19 protein-coding genes are annotated in these 19,941 nt (G+C 70.3%); 9 read left to right on the top strand and 10 right to left on the bottom strand.

Annotated elements, in window-relative coordinates; all coding sequences use genetic code 11:
- Positions 1–42: 42 nt before the first annotated feature.
- The 6 genes from ADK65_RS38550 to ADK65_RS14070 form a co-directional block, all read right to left on the bottom strand.
- Positions 43–180 (bottom strand): hypothetical protein, encoded by a 138-nt coding sequence (locus ADK65_RS38550; protein WP_159038781.1) that lies wholly within the window; start codon positions 178–180, stop codon positions 43–45.
- Positions 181–209: 29 nt separating this feature from the next.
- On the bottom strand, positions 210–1,634 hold the full coding sequence (locus ADK65_RS14050; RefSeq protein ID WP_053670411.1) for an FG-GAP-like repeat-containing protein: 1,425 nt from the start codon (positions 1,632–1,634) through the stop codon (positions 210–212).
- 35 nt (positions 1,635–1,669) lie between these two features.
- Positions 1,670–3,076, bottom strand: coding sequence for an FG-GAP-like repeat-containing protein (locus ADK65_RS14055; protein ID WP_053670513.1), 1,407 nt, complete (start codon positions 3,074–3,076; stop codon positions 1,670–1,672).
- 327 nt (positions 3,077–3,403) lie between these two features.
- Entirely contained in the window at positions 3,404–3,784 is a 381-nt protein-coding gene (locus ADK65_RS14060) for a hypothetical protein (protein ID WP_053670412.1), read from the bottom strand.
- 20 nt (positions 3,785–3,804) lie between these two features.
- On the bottom strand, positions 3,805–4,431 hold the full coding sequence (locus ADK65_RS38555) for a hypothetical protein (RefSeq protein ID WP_053670413.1): 627 nt from the start codon (positions 4,429–4,431) through the stop codon (positions 3,805–3,807).
- A gap of 292 nt (positions 4,432–4,723) precedes the next feature.
- The gene (locus ADK65_RS14070; protein ID WP_078955956.1) at positions 4,724–5,443 is read right to left on the bottom strand and encodes a DUF1963 domain-containing protein; all 720 of its coding nucleotides are present in this window, start codon (positions 5,441–5,443) and stop codon (positions 4,724–4,726) included.
- Positions 5,444–5,563: 120 nt separating this feature from the next.
- Here ADK65_RS14070 and ADK65_RS14075 point away from each other — a divergent pair, with 120 nt between their 5' ends.
- Complete coding sequence (locus ADK65_RS14075; protein WP_053670415.1) at positions 5,564–6,007, top strand: DUF6086 family protein; 444 nt, start codon at positions 5,564–5,566, stop codon at positions 6,005–6,007.
- 161 nt (positions 6,008–6,168) lie between these two features.
- Here the strand turns inward: ADK65_RS14075 and ADK65_RS14080 are convergent, their stop codons facing one another.
- Positions 6,169–8,496, bottom strand: coding sequence for a (Fe-S)-binding protein (locus ADK65_RS14080; RefSeq protein WP_053670416.1), 2,328 nt, complete (start codon positions 8,494–8,496; stop codon positions 6,169–6,171).
- Between the two features lie 296 nt (positions 8,497–8,792).
- Here ADK65_RS14080 and ADK65_RS14085 point away from each other — a divergent pair, with 296 nt between their 5' ends.
- From ADK65_RS14085 to ADK65_RS14115, 7 genes are all read left to right on the top strand, one after another.
- On the top strand, positions 8,793–9,812 hold the full coding sequence (locus ADK65_RS14085; protein ID WP_053670417.1) for a glycosyl transferase: 1,020 nt from the start codon (positions 8,793–8,795) through the stop codon (positions 9,810–9,812).
- Positions 9,813–9,906: 94 nt separating this feature from the next.
- Positions 9,907–11,754, top strand: coding sequence for a molecular chaperone DnaK (gene dnaK, locus ADK65_RS14090; protein WP_053670418.1), 1,848 nt, complete (start codon positions 9,907–9,909; stop codon positions 11,752–11,754).
- A complete protein-coding gene (gene grpE / locus ADK65_RS14095; protein ID WP_053670419.1) occupies positions 11,751–12,407 on the top strand; it encodes a nucleotide exchange factor GrpE in 657 nt (218 codons plus the stop codon). The genes dnaK and grpE overlap by 4 nt, the downstream gene beginning before the upstream one ends.
- Positions 12,408–12,440: 33 nt before the next feature.
- Positions 12,441–13,625 carry a molecular chaperone DnaJ gene (dnaJ, locus tag ADK65_RS14100; protein WP_053670420.1) on the top strand — a complete coding sequence of 395 codons (1,185 nt, stop codon included), beginning with the start codon at positions 12,441–12,443 and terminating at the stop codon, positions 13,623–13,625.
- 5 nt (positions 13,626–13,630) lie between these two features.
- Positions 13,631–14,083 (top strand): heat shock protein transcriptional repressor HspR, encoded by a 453-nt coding sequence (locus ADK65_RS14105; RefSeq protein WP_053670421.1) that lies wholly within the window; start codon positions 13,631–13,633, stop codon positions 14,081–14,083.
- Positions 14,084–14,352: 269 nt separating this feature from the next.
- Positions 14,353–15,474, top strand: coding sequence for a substrate-binding domain-containing protein (locus ADK65_RS14110; protein WP_053670422.1), 1,122 nt, complete (start codon positions 14,353–14,355; stop codon positions 15,472–15,474).
- Positions 15,475–15,683: 209 nt separating this feature from the next.
- Positions 15,684–16,727, top strand: a complete 1,044-nt coding sequence (locus ADK65_RS14115; RefSeq protein WP_053670423.1) for a helix-turn-helix transcriptional regulator — start codon at positions 15,684–15,686, stop codon at positions 16,725–16,727.
- Here the strand turns inward: ADK65_RS14115 and ADK65_RS14120 are convergent.
- Both ADK65_RS14120 and ADK65_RS14125 read right to left on the bottom strand, forming a co-directional pair.
- Positions 16,690–17,676, bottom strand: coding sequence for a helix-turn-helix domain-containing protein (locus ADK65_RS14120; RefSeq protein WP_053670424.1), 987 nt, complete (start codon positions 17,674–17,676; stop codon positions 16,690–16,692). The two genes, ADK65_RS14115 and ADK65_RS14120, sit on opposite strands and share 38 nt — an antisense overlap.
- Complete coding sequence (locus ADK65_RS14125; RefSeq protein ID WP_078955957.1) at positions 17,673–18,692, bottom strand: helix-turn-helix transcriptional regulator; 1,020 nt, start codon at positions 18,690–18,692, stop codon at positions 17,673–17,675. Before ADK65_RS14125 ends, ADK65_RS14120 begins: the two co-directional genes overlap by 4 nt.
- A 354-nt stretch (positions 18,693–19,046) precedes the next feature.
- On the opposite strand from ADK65_RS14125, the gene ADK65_RS14130 reads away from it, so the two are divergent.
- Complete coding sequence (locus ADK65_RS14130) at positions 19,047–19,343, top strand: (2Fe-2S)-binding protein (protein ID WP_078955969.1); 297 nt, start codon at positions 19,047–19,049, stop codon at positions 19,341–19,343.
- A 167-nt stretch (positions 19,344–19,510) separates the two neighbouring features.
- Here ADK65_RS14130 and ADK65_RS14135 read toward each other — a convergent pair whose 3' ends face one another.
- Complete coding sequence (locus ADK65_RS14135) at positions 19,511–19,927, bottom strand: TIGR03618 family F420-dependent PPOX class oxidoreductase (RefSeq protein ID WP_053670426.1); 417 nt, start codon at positions 19,925–19,927, stop codon at positions 19,511–19,513.
- Positions 19,928–19,941 lie beyond the last annotated feature (14 nt).

Here is a 19,941-nt window from a genome sequence, read left to right on the forward strand (position 1 = left end):
CGCAGTGGCCCCGGCGGATGTGCCGGGGCCACTCGCCCGGCGTCAGCCGGGAAGGGGGCGCCCAGCTCCGGCAGGGCGATCCACGAGGAGCGAGAACGCGCCGCCGAGGCCGCCGGAGCCGCCGCGGAAGACATGGACGCTGCCCTGGTCCGTCCCGCCGTCGACGTCCTCGTGCGGCACGCCGACCGCGAGGGTGCTCGGCGGTGTGGTCAGGAGTTGAGTGCCGTGCCGTAGCCCGGGGCGCCGGACGTCGAGATGCCTGTCGTGCCCGGGCCGAAGCTCGTCGAGCCGGAGGCCGCCGGGCCGGTCGCCGTGGAGCGCAGGGACCAGACCGCGCCGTCGCCGGAGTTCTCGCCGGGCGCGGAGACGGACAGGTCGGCGCGGTGGTCGCCGGTGTGGTCGGTGAGCGTGACGCGCTCGCCGAAGCGGTCACCGTTCTCCGAGGTGCCGGGGACACCCGTGGTGTTCTGCGTGTACGACGTCGCGCCCTTGGTGGTGAGGCCGGACGCCGAGCCGTACAGCACGGTGACCGCGCCGGCCGAGCCGTTCTCGCCCGCGGCGCCGATCGCCAGGTCGGCGTATCCGTCGCCGTTGACGTCGCCGAGCGAGACGTCGCTGCCGAAGCGGTCGCCCTTCTCGGAGGCGCCGGGCACACCGGCGGTGTCCTGGGTGAGGGTGAGCAGGGCGCGGCCCGGGTCCGGTCCCTCGGGTCCGCCGTAGACGACGGTGACCCGGCCGCCGAGGGTGCCCCCCGGGTCGGCGGACGTCTCCCGGTCGTTGCCCACGACGATGTCGGCGTGGCCGTCGTCGTCGATGTCGCCCACGGCGGAGACGAACCCGGAGGGCAGCCTCTGCAGCCAGTCGGTGTAGTTGCTGATCTTCATGTCGGCGAGAGCGGTGGTGGCGGCGCCGTCGTGCGCGGCGCGGCCGTGCAGGACCACGCGGGGATGGCCGTCGCCGGTGACGTCGCCGGAGGAGAGGTGGGTGACGCCGTTCGCGGACGCCCACCAGTCGTTGCCCGAGCCGGAACCGCCGTTGGAGGAGCTGGACCGGGTGATCGGGCCGGCCACGAGGGAGAGTGTGACGGGGCCGGTGGAGCCGACCGCGACGTCCACGTCCCCGTCGGCGTCGAAGTCGCCCGCTGCCAGGGCCTGGCCGTAGCGGTCGTAGTCGGTGCTGAAGAAGCTGAACAGCGTACGGGCGCCGGACAGGCCGGACGCCGAGCCCCAGACGATGGTGACCGTGCCGTCGTTGTTGTCGCTGCCGTCCTCGCCGGGCGTGCCGACCAGCAGGTCGGCGTAGCCGTCGGTGTTCAGGTCGGCGGAGGCGAGGGCGGAACCGAAGGCGTCGTCGGCCTCGGCGGCGCCCGGCATCCCGGCCGTGTTCTGCGTCAGCAGCGTCCGGGTGGAGGTCTTCGGGCCGCTCGCGCTGCCGTAGACGACCGTCACGGCCCCCGCCCGCGCCTGCCCGGCGACCGTGGCGCCCGGCGCGCCGATCGCGAGGTCGGCGCGGCCGTCGCCGTTGAAGTCGTAGGGTGCGGCGGCCGGCGCGGCGTGCGCGGCCGGGACGGACAGGGCGAGCGCGAGCGGGGTCAGGGCCGCGGCGAGGACGGTGGAAGCGATACGGGAGCGCATGGGCGTACGTGCCTCACTGGAGGGTCGACGGGGCGTCACTGGGCGATGGCCGAACCGAAGTAGAGGCCGGAGTTCAGGGCGAGGGCGCCGGTGGTGATGCCCTGCGCGCCGCTGGTGGTCAGGCCGGAGGCGGAGCCGCGCAGGAACCACAGGCCGCCCGTGCTGTTCTCGCCGTAGACGCCGACGGACAGGTCCGCCTTGCCGTCCTTCGTCACGTCGGTCAGGTCGACCGCGGAACCGAACTGGTCCCAGGACTCGGCGGAGCCGGGCACGCCGGCGGTGTCCTGGGTGTACGACTTCACGCCGCTGCTGGTCCTCAGGCCGGACGCGGAGCCGAACAGTACGGTCACCGAGCCGGCGTTCGTCGCCGAACCGAGGTCCTCGCCCGGGGCGGCGACCGCGACGTCGGCGTACCCGTCGCCGTTGATGTCGCCGGTGCTCACGGACATGCCGAAACCGTCGTCCGGCTCGCCCGCGCCGGGCACGCCCGCGGTGTCCTGGTGGACGACGGTGGGCTGCTGCGCCGGGTCGGGGCCGTTCGGGCCGCCGTACCAGACGGTGATCTGGCCGCCGACGTGGCCGCCGGGCTTGTGCTCGTACGGGTCCCCGGAGTCGCCGAGGACGAGGTCGCCGTAGCCGTCGCGGTTGATGTCGCCGATCGCGCCCTGGGTGCCGTCGGCGTTCGGCAGCTCGGCCATCTTGTGCGTCATGCCGTTCCAGCGGAAGTAGAGGATCTGACCGCCGGAGTCGCCGTCGACGGTGAACGGGTAGACGCGCTCGGCCGCGCCGTCGCCGGTGAGGTCGCCCGCGATCACCTCGGAGGTGGTGCCGAGTTCACCGACGCGGGAGTCGGTCAGCGGGCCGCCGGTCTTGGTGAAGGGGCCCTGGTAGAGGCGGGTGTGGCTCTGGCCGGTGAGCGTGACGTCGAGGTCGCCGTCGCCGTCGAAGTCGCCGGTGGCGATGCCGCGGGAGAAGCCGCCGTACTCGGCGAGGGTGCTCGGCTGCGGCAGGCCCTTGCCGCCGGCCAGGCCGGACTTGCCGCCCCACAGGACCGTGCCGGAGCCGACGCTGTCCCGGTCGCCCACGCTTTCGCCGCCGGCGCCGACCACCAGGTCGGAGTAGCCGTCCCGGTCCAGGTCGCCGGTGGCCAGGGAGGCTCCGAACAGGTCGCCGGACTCGGCGGTGCCGGGCACGCCCGTGGAGTTCTGTGTGATGACGGCCTTGCGGGTGGCCGACACACCGGACGCCGAGCCGTACAGCACGACCACGGCACCGGCGCAGGAGGCCGAGCCGACGGTGGTGCACGGGGCGCCGGTCGCGATGTCCCGGTAACCGTCGCCGTTGAAGTCCCCGGCGAGACCGGAGGGGGCGGCGGTGGCGGGGGTGGCGGAGAGCAGGCCGGTGGTGAGGGCGGCGGCCAGCAGGAGGGTGCGCTTGCGCAAGGCGGGGCTCCGGGTCTGCATGCGGGGATGCCTGGCGGACATCCACAAATCGATGGAGGGCCGGGCCGTCCGTGTTCTCCGGGAATGGTCCGGGGGTTCACGGCCGGTCGGCGATCAAGAGACCTGCGGAGGGACGTAAGGGTTGTACGTGAGTTCGGTTGATTCGCGGGTTGCGTCTTGGGCGGGTTGCGTCTTGGGCGGGGCGCGGTGGGCCTGCGAGCTCGTGGGGGCCTGGACGGGGCCGGCCACGCTGCAGCGGAAGCCCCTTCTCCCCTGAGATTCGTCGCACGGCCGTGCCCGGAAACGGCTGAAACGGCTGTTCCGCGCTCAGAACAGGTGAGGTGCCAGACCGGCGGTCGCGCCTCCGACGACGGGCACGAGCAGGACCGGCCAGCCGCGGGCGCTGCGCAGCGGCGACTCCTCCTGGCGGATGATCAGCGCCAGGGCCATGCCGGCCATGGCCGGGAGAGCGATCCCGAGGATGGCGAGCACGAGCAGGTTGGACACCTCGTGGCGGGTGACGACCCACCCCGCGCCGAGGCTGAGCGCCGCGGCGGTGAGCAGCTCGCCGGTCGGCTGGATGAGGCCGAGCCGGGGACGCTCGGCCCCGGCGACCCTCGCCCGGGTGCGGACGACCGTGAGCATCCAGATGATGCCCGTGACGACCAGCAGGGTTTCGCAGGCGAAGACGATGTTCGCTGCCAGCATGTCGAAGCCTCCGGTCGGTGCTAGTGGCAGGCTGCCTTGACGCCTTCGAGTCCCAGGAGCTGGGCGCCGACCCATTGGAGGTCGTTGGCGAGTGTGTGTCCCTTGCCCTTGCGTATGGCCTTGATCGCGCTCACGATCCGCTTGACCCCGACGCGCTTCGCCACCTTCACGATCTTCACCATCTTGGCGGCGGGCAGGAGGTTGGTGCCGATGGCGACCGCGACGGCGCCCATGCAGCCGAAGCTGGGCCATCCGAAGCCGACCAGGGCTTGCCCCGGCTTCCGGTTCTGCTGCTGCTTGAGGTAGGCGGCCGTCGCCTCGTCCCCCTGCGCCAGCACGTCCTCGGGTACGGACAGCATCGAGTTGAGCAGGGCTTCCCACTGGGCGTCGTCGGCGTCGTCGCCGGAGTCGGCGGAGGCGGAGGCGGATGCGGATGCGGATGCGGTGATGCCGGTGGAGACCGGTGCGGTGATGCCGGTGGAGACCGGTGCGGTGATGCCGGTGGAGACCGGAGCGGTGGTGCGAGGGGTGGCCTCGGTGGCGTGCGCACCGGTGCTCGCGGTGAAGATCGCGCCCGCGGTGAGGGCGGATACGAGCATGGCGGTGCCGCGCGTGTAGAGGATCCGGTCGGTCGTTCTGGTGAACATCTGTCCCCGTTGTTTCTCAAGGGTGGTGCGCGCACGCGCAACTGCCCGCCCTGGCAAGGCGGGAGGGGCGCGCGTGCGGGTGTGGTCGAGATCAACAGAAGCAGACCAAGATCGGGCAGGCTGTGACGGAAGCCATGATTCCGGGCCTGATGTTCCGGCGATTGTGCGGATGTCACACCCTGATAACCATTCGATCCCAGGCACGGCACCGATGGAACCTTCAAAACAGAACTAGTGCTGCTGCAGGGCAGTTCACCCGTTCCGTCAGCCCCCGCGACTGCCACGCGTCGAGTCAGCCGCAGATGAGCTGTGCCACAGCCCCGTCGAAGTCGCCGACCGCGAGTGCCTCCGCCGGGATGGTGAAGTACAGCGTCCCGGCGTCGCCCCAGCCCCACCCCAGGTCGGTGTCCTCGGCGAGCTGGAGCAGATGGACGGCCGGCGTGCCCTTGGCGTCCCGGGACGACACCGGCAGCGTGTGCGAGGTGTCGGGCCAGCCGAAGGCGCAGTGGCTGCCGGCGGTGTTGCCGTCGAGGTCCGCCAGTTCGGTGAGGAACAGCGAGGACACCGCCCAGTGCTCGTCCCTGTCGTAGTCCAGGTCGCCGTCCTCGACGTCCCAGCAGTCCGGGAGCATGGTCACCTCGTCCGCGTGGACGGGCGTCGCCGGGTAACTGCGCGCGGGAGGGGGCGGAGTGACCGCGACCGCCCGGGCCGGGTCGGCGGGGATGACGCGCCACACACCGGGCTGGTACACGTCCAGCTCGCGGTACTCCTCGTACGGCAGGTCCGGGTCCAGGTAGAAGAAGTTCAGCAGGCCGGGCCGCACGGGCAGTTGGGAACCCAGCCAGGGGGCGAGGGCGTCGGTGTCCAGAACGGCGTGCAGGGACAGCGGGACGCCGCTCAGTTCGGGCCAGGCCGTCCCGGGGTCGAGCAGAGCGGGACCCCCGAGCCGGCACCGGCCCGTCACCTGGGCCTCGCCCGTCGCGGGGACCAGCCGGAAGCCGCGACGGGCCATGGCGGCGAACTGCCGGCCGGCCTTCTTGCCAACGACGCGGCGGCCCCGCCACGCCGGTCCGGCCCCGAACCGGGTAGTGGCCAGTCATCGCACCGGGACAACCGAGCAGGGGGAGCGACGATGAGCATGTACTTCGACGTCGGTGACGAGACGCTGTGGAACCCCTCGAACGGCGCCGGCCGCCTCTTCCTACGGCAGCTCGAGGTCTTCGAGGCGGAGCTCGGGATGCCTTCGGGGGTAGGTCACCGGCACGAGGGCGACCCGGACACACTGGAGGTCGATCCGGCCGTGTACGCCGCGTTCGTACGCCGCTTGGTCGCCTGGCACGGCCGGACGGGACACTCCGTGATCCTCGCGCTCTCAGAGGGGTTCGTTGCGACGGCGGTCGCACTCGCGTGGCGCGCCGGGATCGAGGTGGAGCTGCCGCCTCCAGGACTCGGCCCCGTGGCTGGTGCAGTCCAGCCCGACGTGCAGGTACCCGGCCATCCCCGACCCGCGCCGGCCACTCGTCTCACCGCGTTGGACACCCGGGCGCGGGAGGTGGACCGCTGGATGCCCCGCTGAGGCGGCGAGGCATCGCACTCTTCCGGACCCGTCGCTCCGCTGTCCCGCCGGATGACCCGCAGGGCTGTCCTGCCCGATGACTCGCAGGGGAACGCCGTAGCCCCCTGCCCGAAGATCGGGCAGGGGGCTGCGAAGAGGTCGGAACGACCAGGTGGGACCGGCTACTTCACCGGCTCCGGCTCCGGCGTGCTCGTGGAGTCCGACGTGCCGGCCGGCGGCTCGCCGTCGTCGTCGTTCGAGCCGTCGCCCTCGTCCTCCGCCGGGACCGGCGTCTTCACCGAGTCCAGCAGCAGCTGGGCCACGTCCACCACCTGGATGGACTCCTTGGCCTTGCCGTCGTTCTTCTTGCCGTTGACGGAGTCCGTGAGCATGACCAGGCAGAAGGGGCAGGCCGTCGAGACGATGTCGGGGTTCACCGACAGTGCCTCGTCCACGCGCTCGTTGTTGATGCGCTTGCCGATGCGCTCTTCCATCCACATGCGCGCGCCACCCGCGCCGCAGCAGAAGCCGCGCTCCTTGTGGCGGTGCATCTCCTCGTTGCGGACGCCGGGGACGGCGGCGATGATCTCGCGCGGCGGCGTGTAGATCTTGTTGTGGCGGCCCAGGTAGCACGGGTCGTGGTACGTGATGATGCCCTCGACCGGCGTGACCGGGATCAGCTTGCCCTCGTCGACGAGGTGCTGCAGCAGCTGCGTGTGGTGGATGACCTCGTAGTCACCGCCGAGCTGCGGGTACTCGTTGCCGAGCGTGTTGAGGCAGTGCGGGCAGGTGGCGACGATCTTCTTGGCCGACTTGGGCTTCGCCGACTCGGCGACGACCTTGCCCTCGTCGTCCATCTCCTCGCCGAACGCCATGTTCAGCGCCATGACGTTCTCCATGCCGAGCTCCTGGAAAAGGGGCTCGTTGCCGAGACGCCGGGCGGAGTCACCGGTGCACTTCTCGTCGCCGCCCATGATCGCGAACTTGACGCCCGCGATGTGGAGGAGTTCCGCGAAGGCCTTGGTGGTCTTCTTGGCGCGGTCCTCGAGGGCACCCGCGCAGCCGACCCAGTAGAGGTACTCGACCTCGGACAGGTCCTCGATGTCCTTGCCGACGACCGGGACCTCGAAGTCGACCTCCTTGAGCCATTCCAGGCGCTGCTTCTTCGCCAGGCCCCAGGGGTTGCCCTTCTTCTCCAGGTTCTTGAGCATCGTGCCCGCCTCGGACGGGAACGACGACTCGATCATCACCTGGTAGCGGCGCATGTCGACGATGTGGTCGACGTGCTCGATGTCGACCGGGCACTGCTCGACGCAGGCGCCGCAGGTGGTGCAGGACCACAGGACGTCCGGGTCGATGACGCCGTTCTCCTCGGCGGTGCCGACCAGCGGGCGCTCGGCCTCCGCGAGGGCGGCGGCCGGGACGTCCTTCAGGGCCTCCTCGGACGCCTTCTCCTCGCCCTCCATCGTCTTGCCGCCGCCGGCCAGCAGGTACGGCGCCTTGGCGTGCGCGTGGTCCCGCAGCGACATGATCAGCAGCTTGGGGGAGAGGGGCTTGCCCGTGTTCCAGGCGGGGCACTGCGACTGGCAGCGGCCGCACTCGGTGCAGGTGGAGAAGTCCAGCAGGCCCTTCCAGGAGTACTGCTCGACCTGGGAGACGCCGAAGACGTCGTCGTCACCGGGGTCGGTGAAGTCGATCGGCTTGCCGCCCGAGGTCATCGGCTGCAGCGCGCCGAGGGCCGTGCCGCCGTTCGCCTCGCGCTTGAACCAGATGTTCGGGAAGGCGAGGAAGCGGTGCCAGGCCACACCCATGTTGGTGTTGAGCGAGACCGTGATCATCCAGATCATGGTCGTGCCCAGCTTGATCATCGCGAAGAAGTAGACCAGGTTCTGCAGGGCGGCCACGCTGAGGCCCTTGAAGGCCAGGATCAGCGGGTACGACGCGAAGTACGCCGCCTCGTAGTGGTCCACGTGGTGCAGCGCACCCTCCAGGCCGCGCAGCACGTAGATGGCGAGGCCGATGGTGAGGATGACGTACTCGACGAAGTAGGCCTGGCCCATCTTCGAACCGGCGAACCGCGACTTGCGGCCGGGCCGCGAGGGCAGGTTCAGCAGGCGGATGACCATCAGTGTGGCGATGCCGAGGGTGGTCATCGCCGCGATGAACTCGATGTACAGCTCGTACGGCAGGAAGCCGCCGATCACCGGGAGCGTCCAGTCGGCCTGGAAGAGCTGGCCGTAGGCGGTGATGATGGTCGGCGGGAGCGTCAGGAAGCCGATCGCCACGAACCAGTGGGCGACGCCGACGATGCCCCAGCGGTTCATCCGCGTGTGGCCGAGGAACTCCCGCACCAGGGTCACACTGCGCTGGTAGGGGTTGTCGGTCCGGGCGCCCGCGGGTACGGGCTGGCCGAGCTTGAAATACCGGACGAACTGGCCGATCGCGCGTGCGAGCAGCGCGACGCCGACCACGGTCAGTACCAGCGACACGATGATCGCGGCGAGTTGCATGGGGGCTCCTCGGGCCTGCGAGGGGGTTCGTCGGGGTGACCTGTCGTTTTCCAGGTTCCCCGAAATTACTAAGCGGTAACTTATGCAGTCCGTCTGAGACTACCCTCATCCTCCGCCGCACTGTAGCCGGGTGGGCAGTGATCTGAATCGCTGAGGGTTGCCTCAGAGCGGACCGGCTCCGGACGTGATCCGTCACGCGCGCCGTCGCGCGTCATGGCGTACATCCCGTGAATCTCGTCGTGCGTCCCGTCGTGTTATTCATACCGAAATGTCATAGTCCCGCCTAACTTATATCCGTGCTCTACGGGATCACCGCCGCCGCCACCGCCCTCGTCCTCACCGCCGTGCTCGCCGCCGCCCTGCGGGCCCCCGCCCTGCGGCTGCGCCTGGTCGAGCGGCGCCGGCAGCGGGACGTGCCGCTGTCCGGGGGTCTGGCCGTCGTGCTCGTCACCGGGCTGGTCGTCGGGGGCGGGGAATGGCTGGGAGTCGCGCCGTCCTCCGGCGAGACGCGGGGTGTGCTCGTCGCCGCGGGCGCCGTCGCCCTGCTCGGGCTCGCCGGTGACGTGCTGCGGCTGCGGCGGCGGGTGCTGGCCGCCGGCACGGCCGTGGCGGCGGCGTGTGTCGTGCCGTACGGCGAGACGGGGATCGGGACCGGGCTGCTGGCCGTCGTGTGGGTCGTGGCGGTGGTGTCCGGATTCCGGGGGCTCGATCACGCCGACGGGCTGGCGGGTACGGTCGGGGTGGTCGCCGCCTTCGGGGCGGCGGCCTGTGCGGCCGTCGAGGTGATGGACGGGATCGCGGGGCTGACGAGCGTGCTGGCCGCCGCGCTGACCGGCCTCCTCCTCCACAACTGGCATCCCGCGCGCGTGGCGCTGGGCGGCTGCGGATCCATGGCCGCGGGGTTCGTGATCGCCGTGGGGGCCGTGTACGCCCGGGCCGGATTCGGGCTGGGGGAGAGCGCGGGTGTCCTGTTCGCGCTGACCGCCGTGGTGGCCGCCGACGTCGTGCTCGTGCTGGCGTCGCGGCGGCTGGGCGGGCGCAGTGTCACGCGCAGTGGTCCCGACCATCTGGCGCACCGGCTGCGGCGGCTCGGTCTGACCGCGCCGGGGGCGAGTCTGCTGCTGGGAATCGCGGCGTTGTCGGGGATGCTCGTCGGGGTACTCGCCCATGCCGGCTGGATCGGAGCGGGCGCCCTGTGGTGGGTGGCGGGAGGGGCGCTCGTGGTGGTGTTCACCCTCTCGCGTGTACCCGTGCACGGCCCTCGACGCAGCGTATCGACGCAGGTCAGAGCGCCGTTGCGTGTAAGGAGCGGATAAGAGTTGAGCCTGCCCGACTCAGCTCTGTTGACCGCTGGGGAGCCGTCGTGCACACTTGAGTCCGTTCCACTCAAGTCAGCTGGAGGAATCAACCATGGCACGTGCGGTCGGCATCGACCTGGGCACGACTAACTCCGTCGTCAGCGTTCTGGAGGGCGGCGAGCCCACCGTCATCACCAACGCCGAGGGCGCCAGGACCACGCCGTCCGTCGTCGCCTTCGCCAAGAACGGTGAGGTGCTCGTCGGAGAGGTGGCCAAGCGCCAGGCGGTCACGAACGTGGACCGGACCATCCGCTCCGTGAAGCGTCACATGGGCACCGACTGGAAGATCGAGCTCGACGGGAAGCCCTTCAACCCGCAGCAGATCAGCGCCTTCGTGCTCCAGAAGCTGAAGCGTGACGCGGAGGCCTACCTGGGCGAGAAGGTGACCGACGCGGTCATCACCGTCCCGGCGTACTTCAACGACTCCGAGCGTCAGGCCACGAAGGAGGCCGGCGAGATCGCCGGTCTGAACGTGCTGCGCATCGTCAACGAGCCGACCGCCGCCGCCCTGGCGTACGGCCTCGACAAGGACGACCAGACCATCCTGGTCTTCGACCTCGGTGGCGGTACGTTCGACGTCTCGCTGCTGGAGATCGGCGACGGCGTCGTCGAGGTGAAGGCCACCAACGGTGACAACCACCTCGGTGGTGACGACTGGGACCAGCGCATCGTCGACTACCTGGTCCAGCAGTTCCAGTCCGGCCACGGCGTGGACCTGGGCAAGGACAAGATGGCCCTGCAGCGTCTGCGCGAGGCCGCCGAGAAGGCGAAGATCGAGCTGTCCTCGTCCACCGAGACCTCGATCAACCTGCCCTACATCACCGCCTCCGCCGAGGGCCCCCTGCACCTCGACGAGAAGCTCACCCGCGCCCAGTTCCAGCAGCTGACCGCGGACCTGCTGGAGCGCTGCAAGACGCCGTTCCACAACGTCATCAAGGACGCCGGCATCTCCATCAGCGAGATCGACCACGTCGTCCTGGTCGGCGGCTCCACCCGTATGCCCGCCGTCGCCGAGCTCGTCAAGGAGCTGACCGGCGGCAAGGACGCCAACAAGGGCGTCAACCCGGACGAGGTCGTCGCCATCGGCGCCGCCCTGCAGGCCGGTGTCCTCAAGGGCGAGGTCAAGGACGTCCTGCTCCTCGACGTCACCCCGCTGTCCCTCGGTATCGAGACCAAGGGCGGCATCATGACCAAGCTCATCGAGCGCAACACCACGATCCCGACCAAGCGGTCCGAGATCTTCACCACGGCCGAGGACAACCAGCCGTCCGTGCAGATCCAGGTCTACCAGGGCGAGCGCGAGATCGCGGCGTACAACAAGAAGCTCGGGATGTTCGAGCTGACCGGTCTGCCGCCGGCGCCCCGCGGCGTCCCGCAGATCGAGGTCTCCTTCGACATCGACGCCAACGGCATCATGCACGTCACGGCGAAGGACCTCGGCACCGGCAAGGAGCAGAAGATGACCGTCACCGGCGGCTCCTCGCTGCCGAAGGACGAGGTCGACCGCATGCGCCAGGAGGCCGAGCAGTACGCGGAGGAGGACCACAAGCGCCGCGAGGCCGCCGAGTCCCGCAACCAGGGCGAGCAGCTCGTCTACCAGACCGAGAAGTTCCTCAAGGACAACGAGGACAAGGTCCCGGGCGAGATCAAGACCGAGGTCGAGGAGGCCGTCGCCGAGCTGAAGGAGAAGCTCAAGGGCGAGGACTCCGGCGAGATCCGCACCGCCACCGAGAAGGTCGCGGCCGTCTCGCAGAAGCTCGGCCAGGCCATGTACGCGGACGCCAATGCCGCCCAGGCGGCCGGTGGTCCCGCCGGTGACGCCGGTGGTGCCAAGGCCGCTGACGACGACGTCGTCGACGCCGAGATCGTCGACGAGGACCGGAAGGACGGTGCCGCGTGACGGAGGAGACCCCGGGCTTCGACGAGCAGCAGCCCGACGTCCCTTCCGGCGCCACCTCCGAAGACGCCGAGCCGAAGGCCGCCTCCCCCTCCGCGGAGGAGGGGGCGGCCCCGGCCGGGGACACGGGCCAGGACGTGGCTCTGGTGGCCCAGCTGGACCAGGCCCGCACGGCGCTCAACGAGCGCACCGCGGACCTCCAGCGCCTCCAGGCCGAGTTCCAGAACTACCGCCGCCGGGTCGAGCGCGACCGGATCGCGGTCAAGGAGATCGCCATCGCGAACCTCCTGACCGAGCTCCTGCCCGTGCTCGACGACATCGGCCGCGCGCGCGAACACGGCGAACTGGTCGGCGGCTTCAAGTCCGTCGCCGAGTCGCTGGAGAGCACCGCGGCGAAGATGGGCCTGCAGCAGTTCGGCAAGGAGGGCGAGCCCTTCGACCCGACGATCCACGAAGCCCTGATGCACAGCTACGCACCGGACGTCACCGAGACGACGTGCGTGGCGATTCTGCAGCCCGGGTACCGGATCGGCGAGCGCACCATCCGCCCCGCGCGGGTGGCCGTGGCCGAACCCCAGCCGGGGGCGCAGACGGTCAAGGCGGACGAGTCCGCCGACGCCGACGACAAGGAGAGCGGTGGCCCGGACGAGGGCTGACGTCATAGACGAAGGGAAGGAGGGGCGTCGAGGATGAGCACCAAGGACTTCATCGAGAAGGACTACTACAAGGTCCTCGGCGTCCCCAAGGACGCCACCGAGGCCGAGATCAAGAAGGCGTACCGGAAGCTCGCCCGCGAGAACCACCCGGACGCCAACAAGGGAAACGTCAAGGCGGAGGAGCGCTTCAAGGAGATCTCCGAGGCCAACGACATCCTCGGCGACCCCAAGAAGCGCAAGGAGTACGACGACGCGCGCGCCCTGTTCGGCAACGGCGGCTTCCGCCCGGGGCCGGGCGGCGCGGGCGGCTCCTTCAACTTCGACCTGGGCGACCTCTTCGGAGGCGGCGCCCAGGGCGGCGGCCAGGGGGCCGGCGGCTTCGGCGGCGGGCTCGGTGACGTTTTCGGGGGCCTGTTCAACCGCGGTGGCGCGGGCGCGGGGACGCGCACGCAGCCGCGGCGCGGCCAGGACATCGAGTCCGAGGTCACGCTGAGCTTCACGGAGGCGATCGAGGGCGCCACCGTCCCGCTGCGCATGTCGTCGCAGTCACCCTGCAAGGCCTGTTCTGGCACCGGCGACAAGAACGGCACACCGCGTGTGTGCCCGACCTGCGTCGGCACCGGGCAGGTCGCCCGGGGCAGCGGCGGCGGCTTCTCCCTGACCGACCCCTGCCCGGACTGCAAGGGCCGCGGCCTGATCGCGGAGAACGCCTGCGAGGTCTGCAAGGGCAGCGGCCGGGCCAAGTCCTCGCGGACCATGCAGGTGCGCATTCCCGCGGGCGTCAGCGACGGCCAGCGGATCCGGCTGCGCGGCAAGGGAGCACCGGGTGAGCGTGGCGGACCGGCGGGCGACCTCTACGTGGTCGTGCACGTCGGCGCCCACGCGGTGTTCGGCCGCAAGGAGGACAACCTCACGGTCACCGTCCCGGTGACCTTCGCCGAGGCGGCCCTCGGCGGCGAGGTGCGGGTGCCCACCCTGGGCGGCCCGCCCGTCACGCTGAAGCTGCCGCCGGGCACGCCCAACGGGCGTACCATGCGCGCCCGGGGCAAGGGCGCGGTCCGCAAGGACGGCACCCGCGGCGACCTCCTGGTCACCGTGGAGGTGAGTGTTCCGAAGGACCTGTCGGGGAAGGCTCGTGACGCACTCGAGGCGTACCGAGAGGCGACCGCGGATGAGGATCCGCGGGCGGATCTGTTCCAGGCCGCGAAGGGAGCATGAGTCAGATGGACGGTCGTCGGCGCAATCCGTATGAACTGACCGAGGAGACCCCGGTCTACGTCATCTCGGTGGCGGCCCAGCTGTCCGGCCTGCACCCGCAGACCCTGCGCCAGTACGACCGGCTGGGTCTGGTCTCTCCCGACCGCACCGCTGGCCGGGGCCGCCGCTACTCGGCCCGTGACATCGAACTGCTGCGCACCGTCCAGCAGTTGTCGCAGGACGAGGGCATCAACCTGGCCGGTATCAAGCGCATCATCGAACTGGAGAACCAGGTGGCCGCGCTCCAGGCGAGGGTGGCCGAGATGCAGGACGCGCTCGACGGGGCCGCGGCGGCGATGCGCCAGCGCGAGGCCGCGGTGCACGCGTCGTACCGCCGCGACCTGGTGCCGTACCAGGAGGTGCAGCAGACCAGCGCGCTGGTGGTGTGGCGGCCCAAGCGGCAGCAGGCGTCCGACTGATCCACGCGCCCGCGTGACAGTGCGTGAAGGGGCCGGGAGTCGACTCCCGGCCCCTTTCGCGTGCCTTGACCCGATTGCGCATGGTCTCCTGTCCATGATTGACCGGTGCAGAGCGCTTGAAGGCGATTCCGCACCGTCTTCACAACCACTGCGGAGCGTGGTGTTGCCATCTCGTTAAGTGGTTCCGCTTGACGCTGGGGGGCGCCTCCGCGTTGGCTTTTCAGTCACATGGGCCGCAAAGCTGTGCCCACGTCCGAATCACACGCGAAGTGAGCTCCCGCATGCGTCGTCCCATCTCCATATCCGTGGCAGCCGCCGCGATGTCCGTCACGCTCGCCGGCTGCGGCGTGCTCAACGCGACGGGGAGCAGTGACGACGCGAGCCCGGCCAAGGGCAACGACATCACCGTCGGACTGCTGCTGCCGGAGAAGGCGAACACGCGCTACGAGAACTTCGACTACCCGATCATCAAGCGGAAGGTCGAGTCGCTCACCAACGACAAGGGGCGCGTCGAGTACGCCAACGCCGAGGCCAGCGCGGACAAGCAGGCGGGCCAGCTGCAGCAGATGATCGACGACCGGGTCGATGTGATCCTGCTCGACGCCGTCGACTCGCACGCCATCGCCGAGGGCGTGAAGAAGGCGAAGGAGGCCGGCATCCCGGTCATCGCCTACGACCGGCTGGCCGAGGGCCCGATCGACGCGTACATCTCCTTCGACAACGAGCTGGTCGGCGAGGTCCAGGGCCGCTCCGTGCTGGAGGCCATCGGCGAGAAGGCGAGCCTGTCCGACAAGATCGTCATGATGAACGGCTCGCCGACGGACCCCAACGCCAAGCAGTTCAAGGCCGGTGCGATGTCCGAGCTGAACGGCAAGGTGACGATCGCCGAGTCCTTCGACACCACGGACTGGAAGCCGGAGAACGCCGAAGCCAACATGGCGAAGGCCATCGCGAAGATCGGCAAGGGCAACATCGCGGCGGTGTACTCGGCCAACGACGGCATGGCGGGCGGCATCGTCAAGGCGCTGGAGGCCGCCGGAGTGAGCGACCTGCCCCCGATCACCGGGCAGGACGCGGAGCTGCCGGCCGTGCAGCGGATCATCAGCGGCGAGCAGTACATGAGCGTGTACAAGTCCTACCCGCAGGAGGCGGAGAACGCCGCGGAGATGGCCGTCGCCAAGGTCCAGGGCCGGGACATCCAGTTCGCCGCCCTCACCCGCGACAAGGTCGACAGCCCCACCGACAAGGGCATCCCGGCGCAGCTCGTGCCGGTGGTCGCGCTCACCAAGGAGAACATCAAGGACACCGTGGTCGCGGACGACATCTACAAGCTGTCGGACATCTGCACGGCCGATTACAAGGCGGCGTGCCGGGCGATCGGCCTGAAGTAGCCGCCCCGAGTGCCGGGTTCACCACCCCTGGCCCTCCCGTGCGACCGGGCCTGCGACAGGACCCACGACCGGATGAACCGAGCCCGGAGATACCGGTGCGTACGGGCTGTTTCCGGCGGTCCTCGCGCGGGGAGCCGTGTTGCGGAGCACGTCCGGTCCGCGCATAGTTGCGCTGCGGAGGACGGCGGAACCGGGGGGTGGAATGGGCGATGGCCGGGCACGGGGCGGATGAGCATCCCCATGGTGCCGACCGGCTGTGCGAGGCCGGGGATCGCGTGTACTCCCGGGCCGTGCGGCGCGGCCGGGTGCCGCGCCGGGACGCGGAGCCGGTGCCCTGCCTGCTGGAACTCGCCCTGCTGCACCCGGATCCCGACGACATGGACTGGCTGGTGCCGACCTCCCCGCAGGAGGTCATGACCCGGCTGCTGCGCGGGATGTACGACGAGGTCAGCGCGAGCCGGCGGCGGGTGGGCTCGGCCGTCGCCGCCGTCGAGTGGTACGCCGGGCTGGGCGACCGGGTGCGGCCGGCCGCACCGGCCGCGGAGGGCCCGGCGATCCGCGTCCTGGACGGACTCGCCCGGATCCAGGCCGCGATGGACGAGGCGACCCAGGCGTGCACGAACGAGGTCCTCACGGTGCAGCCCGGCGGCATCCGCCGCGAGGCGGAGCTCTCCGAGGGGCTGCACCGGGCGCTGGCGCTGCGCGGCCGGGGCGTGCGGATGCGGGACCTGTACACCCATGTCGCCCGGCACGGGCAGGGGTTGCTGAACTACCTGGAGCTGATGGGCGACGCGGTGGAGGCGCGCACGCTGGACGAGGTGATCGACCGGCTGATCCTCTTCGACCGGACGGTGGCGTTCATCCCCGCCAACTCCGACCGCACGATGGCCCTGGAGCTACGGCATCCCGCGATCGTCGAGTACCTCGTCACGGTCTTCGAACGGCTGTGGCGCCTCGCCATCCCCCTCACGGCCCCGCTCCCCGACACCGGCATCGAGGGCATCTCCCACCGGGAGCAGTCGATCGCGGCGCTGCTCGCGGAGGGGCATCAGGACGCCGTCATCGCGGAACGGCTGGGCATAAGCGTGCGGACCTGCCGGGCGCACATCGCGCGCCTCTCGGAGACGCTGGGGGCGGCCAGCCGTACGCAGCTGGGTGTGCGCATCGCCCAGGCGGGCCTCGATGGCCCGCCCCCCTCGGCCGCGTCCCCGCCTCTCAGCGTCCCCGATCAAGGATCCCGGACCGCCCGATGAGATACCCGAGCTGCGCCCTGCTCTGACTGCCCAGCGTCGCGGCGAGCTTGGCGATGTGCACGCGCGCGGTACGGATGTTCATCCCGAGCCGGTCGGCGATGACGGCGTCGGTGTGGCCTTCGACGAGGAGGGCGGCTATGGCGTGCTGGCGGGGGGTGATGCCGTTGTGGGAGGGCCGGGGGGTGGCGCGGGGGTGCATGGGGGTGGCGAGTCGCCACAGACGGTCGAACGTGGTGACCAGGTGGGTCACCAGGGCCGGATGGCGGATCTCCAGGGCGAGTTTGCCGTCCTGGTCGGCAGGGACGAAGGCCACGGCGCGGTCGACGGCGATGAGGCGGTCGGGCACTTCGTCCAGGGAGCGCACCTCGATGTCACCCCTCAGCCGTTCGCAACGGGCGACGATGGTGGGGAAGTGACGCAGCGTGTGCGGGTAGAGGGTGCGTATCCGGCAGCCCCGGTCCAGTGCGGCCTGGTCGCGTCCGAGCGAGGCGGCGTCGGCGGCCTCACCGCGTGCCCCGGTCAGTCCGGTGCGGGGCTGCACGGTGACCAGTTCCTCACGGGCGTCATCCACGGCGTCGGTGATGGCCCGGTTGATCTGCTCCGTCCCGGTGACCAGCCGGATCACGGGAGACCCGTGAGCAGCGGGACTCTGACCGGCGATCCGCATGAGGGAGCCGAAGGTCTCGGCCAGTCGTGCCTCGCGCCGCCGTTCGTGCGCGATGCGCTCCCCGGAGCTGCGCAGGAGCCGGTGCAGGGCCACGACCGGGGCGACGGGCTCCAGCCGGACGGGGTCGTCGAGGGCGGGATGCAGCAGGCCCAGGTCTACGAGACAGGGGGCCGAGTGGGCGTCGGCGGCCGCTAACCTCCCCTCACGCAGTGCCCGTTCGTACAGGTCCGCGCCTGCGGAGCACAGGTCCTCGGTGCCGTGCTCCGGGTGCGGTGCGCTCACTGGGCCGCACCCGCGCGTTCCAGGATGCCCGACTGCGCGATGAGGTACCCGAGCTGGGCGCGGCTTCCGCTGCCCAGCGCGTGGGCGAGTTTGGCGATATGGGCCCGGCACGTGCGGACGTTCATGCCCAGGCGGCGGGCGATGGCCTCGTCGACATGGCCCTCGACCAGGAGCTTGGCGATGGAGTGCTGGAGCTCCGTGATGCCGTCGGGGGCGGTTTCATAGGGGGCGCCGGCGCTCAGCGGGACGGCCCGGTCCCACATGAACTCGAACACCTTGATCAGATAGCTGACGAGGCCGGGGTGACGGAGTTCCAGTGCGACCTTCTGGTCGTCGCGGGTGGGGATGAAGGCGACCGTCTCGTCGCAGATGATGAGCCGCTCCATCAGGCCGTCGATGGTCCGGTGTTCCACCTTGCCGTCGGAGAACTGACCCGCGTACGCGAGCCTTTCGGGGTTGTGCCGTGCCGTGTGCGGATACAGCGTCCGTATGCGCACACCACGTTCGATCAGCGGCCGGTCGCGTTCCAGCCCCTGGATGAGACTGCGTTCGGGCCGGTGACCGCTGGGCTGGATCGTGAGCATCTCGGTCTGACACTGGGCCGTGGCCAGGTTGAGCGCCGCGTTGATGCGCTCGCTGCCCTCCAGCACGGTGATGGAGTCGCCGGACGTCGTGGTCTGTGCGCTGAGCGCCATGAAAGGGGCGAAGGCGTCGGACAGTTCGATCGACACGCGCCTGCGCTCGGTGATCTCGTTCTCGATGGGATTGAGCCGTTGGGCAAGTGCCACCGCGGGGGGGACGGGGCGCAGCCAGTCCGGGTCGTCGGGGTCCGGGTGGAGAAGGGCGAACTCCACGAGGCAGGGGGCCGCTTCCACGTCCGCTCGTGGAACGCGTCCCGCACGCAGGGCGTTCGCGTAAAGTCGGCCACCTTCCTCGCACATCTCGGTCACCACATGGGGATGTGTCACCTTGGTCCGATTCGTTGTCAAATCTCCACCCCCCAGGGTCCTGAACATGCAGGAACATGATGCATCGATTGTGTGGCCATGACGTGCCCGAATGAGCCATCGTCGTATTCGACGGGGGAAGAGGGGACCTTCAAGTGAGGACGAAGCCGACTATGCGTAACAGAATGCTTCGCTTGGGGCTTGTCGCCGCCTTCTCTGCCGTCGTGGCCTTCGGAACCGTGAGTGGCCTGTCGGGCGCGAGCGGCGACGACCGGGCGGACAGTGTCTGGCCGGCGGCTGCCAAGAGTCGTGTCCTGGCGGACAGTGTGTGGCCGGCGGCGGCCCGGTCCGTAGGGGCCACTGCAGACGGAGCCGGGAGCTGACGTGACCACTCCACCCGACGACCGCTCCTTCCGCCGTGAAATGGCCACCGCCTACCGCTCCGGCTGGCACTTCATCGACCTGGTCACCGCCATCCCCCACAGCGGTGACTCGTTGATGGTGACTGTTTTCGGTGAGCCGGTGGTCGTCACGCGGGACGACGACGAGGACGTCCGGGCCTACCGGTGTCTGCGGCGGCCTCGGGGGGCGCCGCAGCCAGTCCGCTGTGCCGTACGGTACGGAATGATCTTTGTGAACCTGGACCAACGGGACCACCGGCAGGTGGAGGCCGACGCTCCCGCCCCGAGGACCATCTCTGCCACCCCCCGCAGTGCCTGACGCGATTCCCCCGTCGTAACAGATCGCTCAGGTGCTTCCCCCCGCAGCGGCGTCACCGTGACCTGAACACGGTGACGCCGCTGCAGTTTTCCGGGATATTTCCGGGTATGGGCATGATCCGGCGGTGGCCGGATCCAGTCGATGCCCGGTGTGGATGTTCACTTCGGTCAACCTCGCCCCATCGCCCGCGTCAGATGAATCTCGATCACCACCCGTGACGGGTTCGGCGACGGGGTCCTGCCGTAGCGCTCCGCGTAGCGCCGCTCCGCCTCGGCGACCCGTTCCCGCTCCTCGTGGACGAAGGCCCGGCCCTCCAGTGTCGCCCAGCGGCGGCCCTCCAGCTGACAGACGGCGACGGCCGCTCCCTCCTCGCCGGCGGCGCGCACATACCGGACCTTCGCGCTCGCCCGGTTCGTGATCACCCGAGCCAGACGGGCCTCGGGATCGTATGTGACCCCGACGGGTACCAGATGCGGAGTGCCGTCCGGGCGGGGAGTCGTCAGGGTGCACAGGTGCCGCTCCCGCCAGAAATCGAGATACGACGGGTCCGGAGCGCCGGGGTCCACGGAGTACTTGGTCGCCATGCCCCGGAACCTAG

The sequence above is a fragment of the Streptomyces sp. NRRL B-1140 genome (assembly GCF_001280065.1).
Lineage (GTDB): Bacteria > Actinomycetota > Actinomycetes > Streptomycetales > Streptomycetaceae > Streptomyces.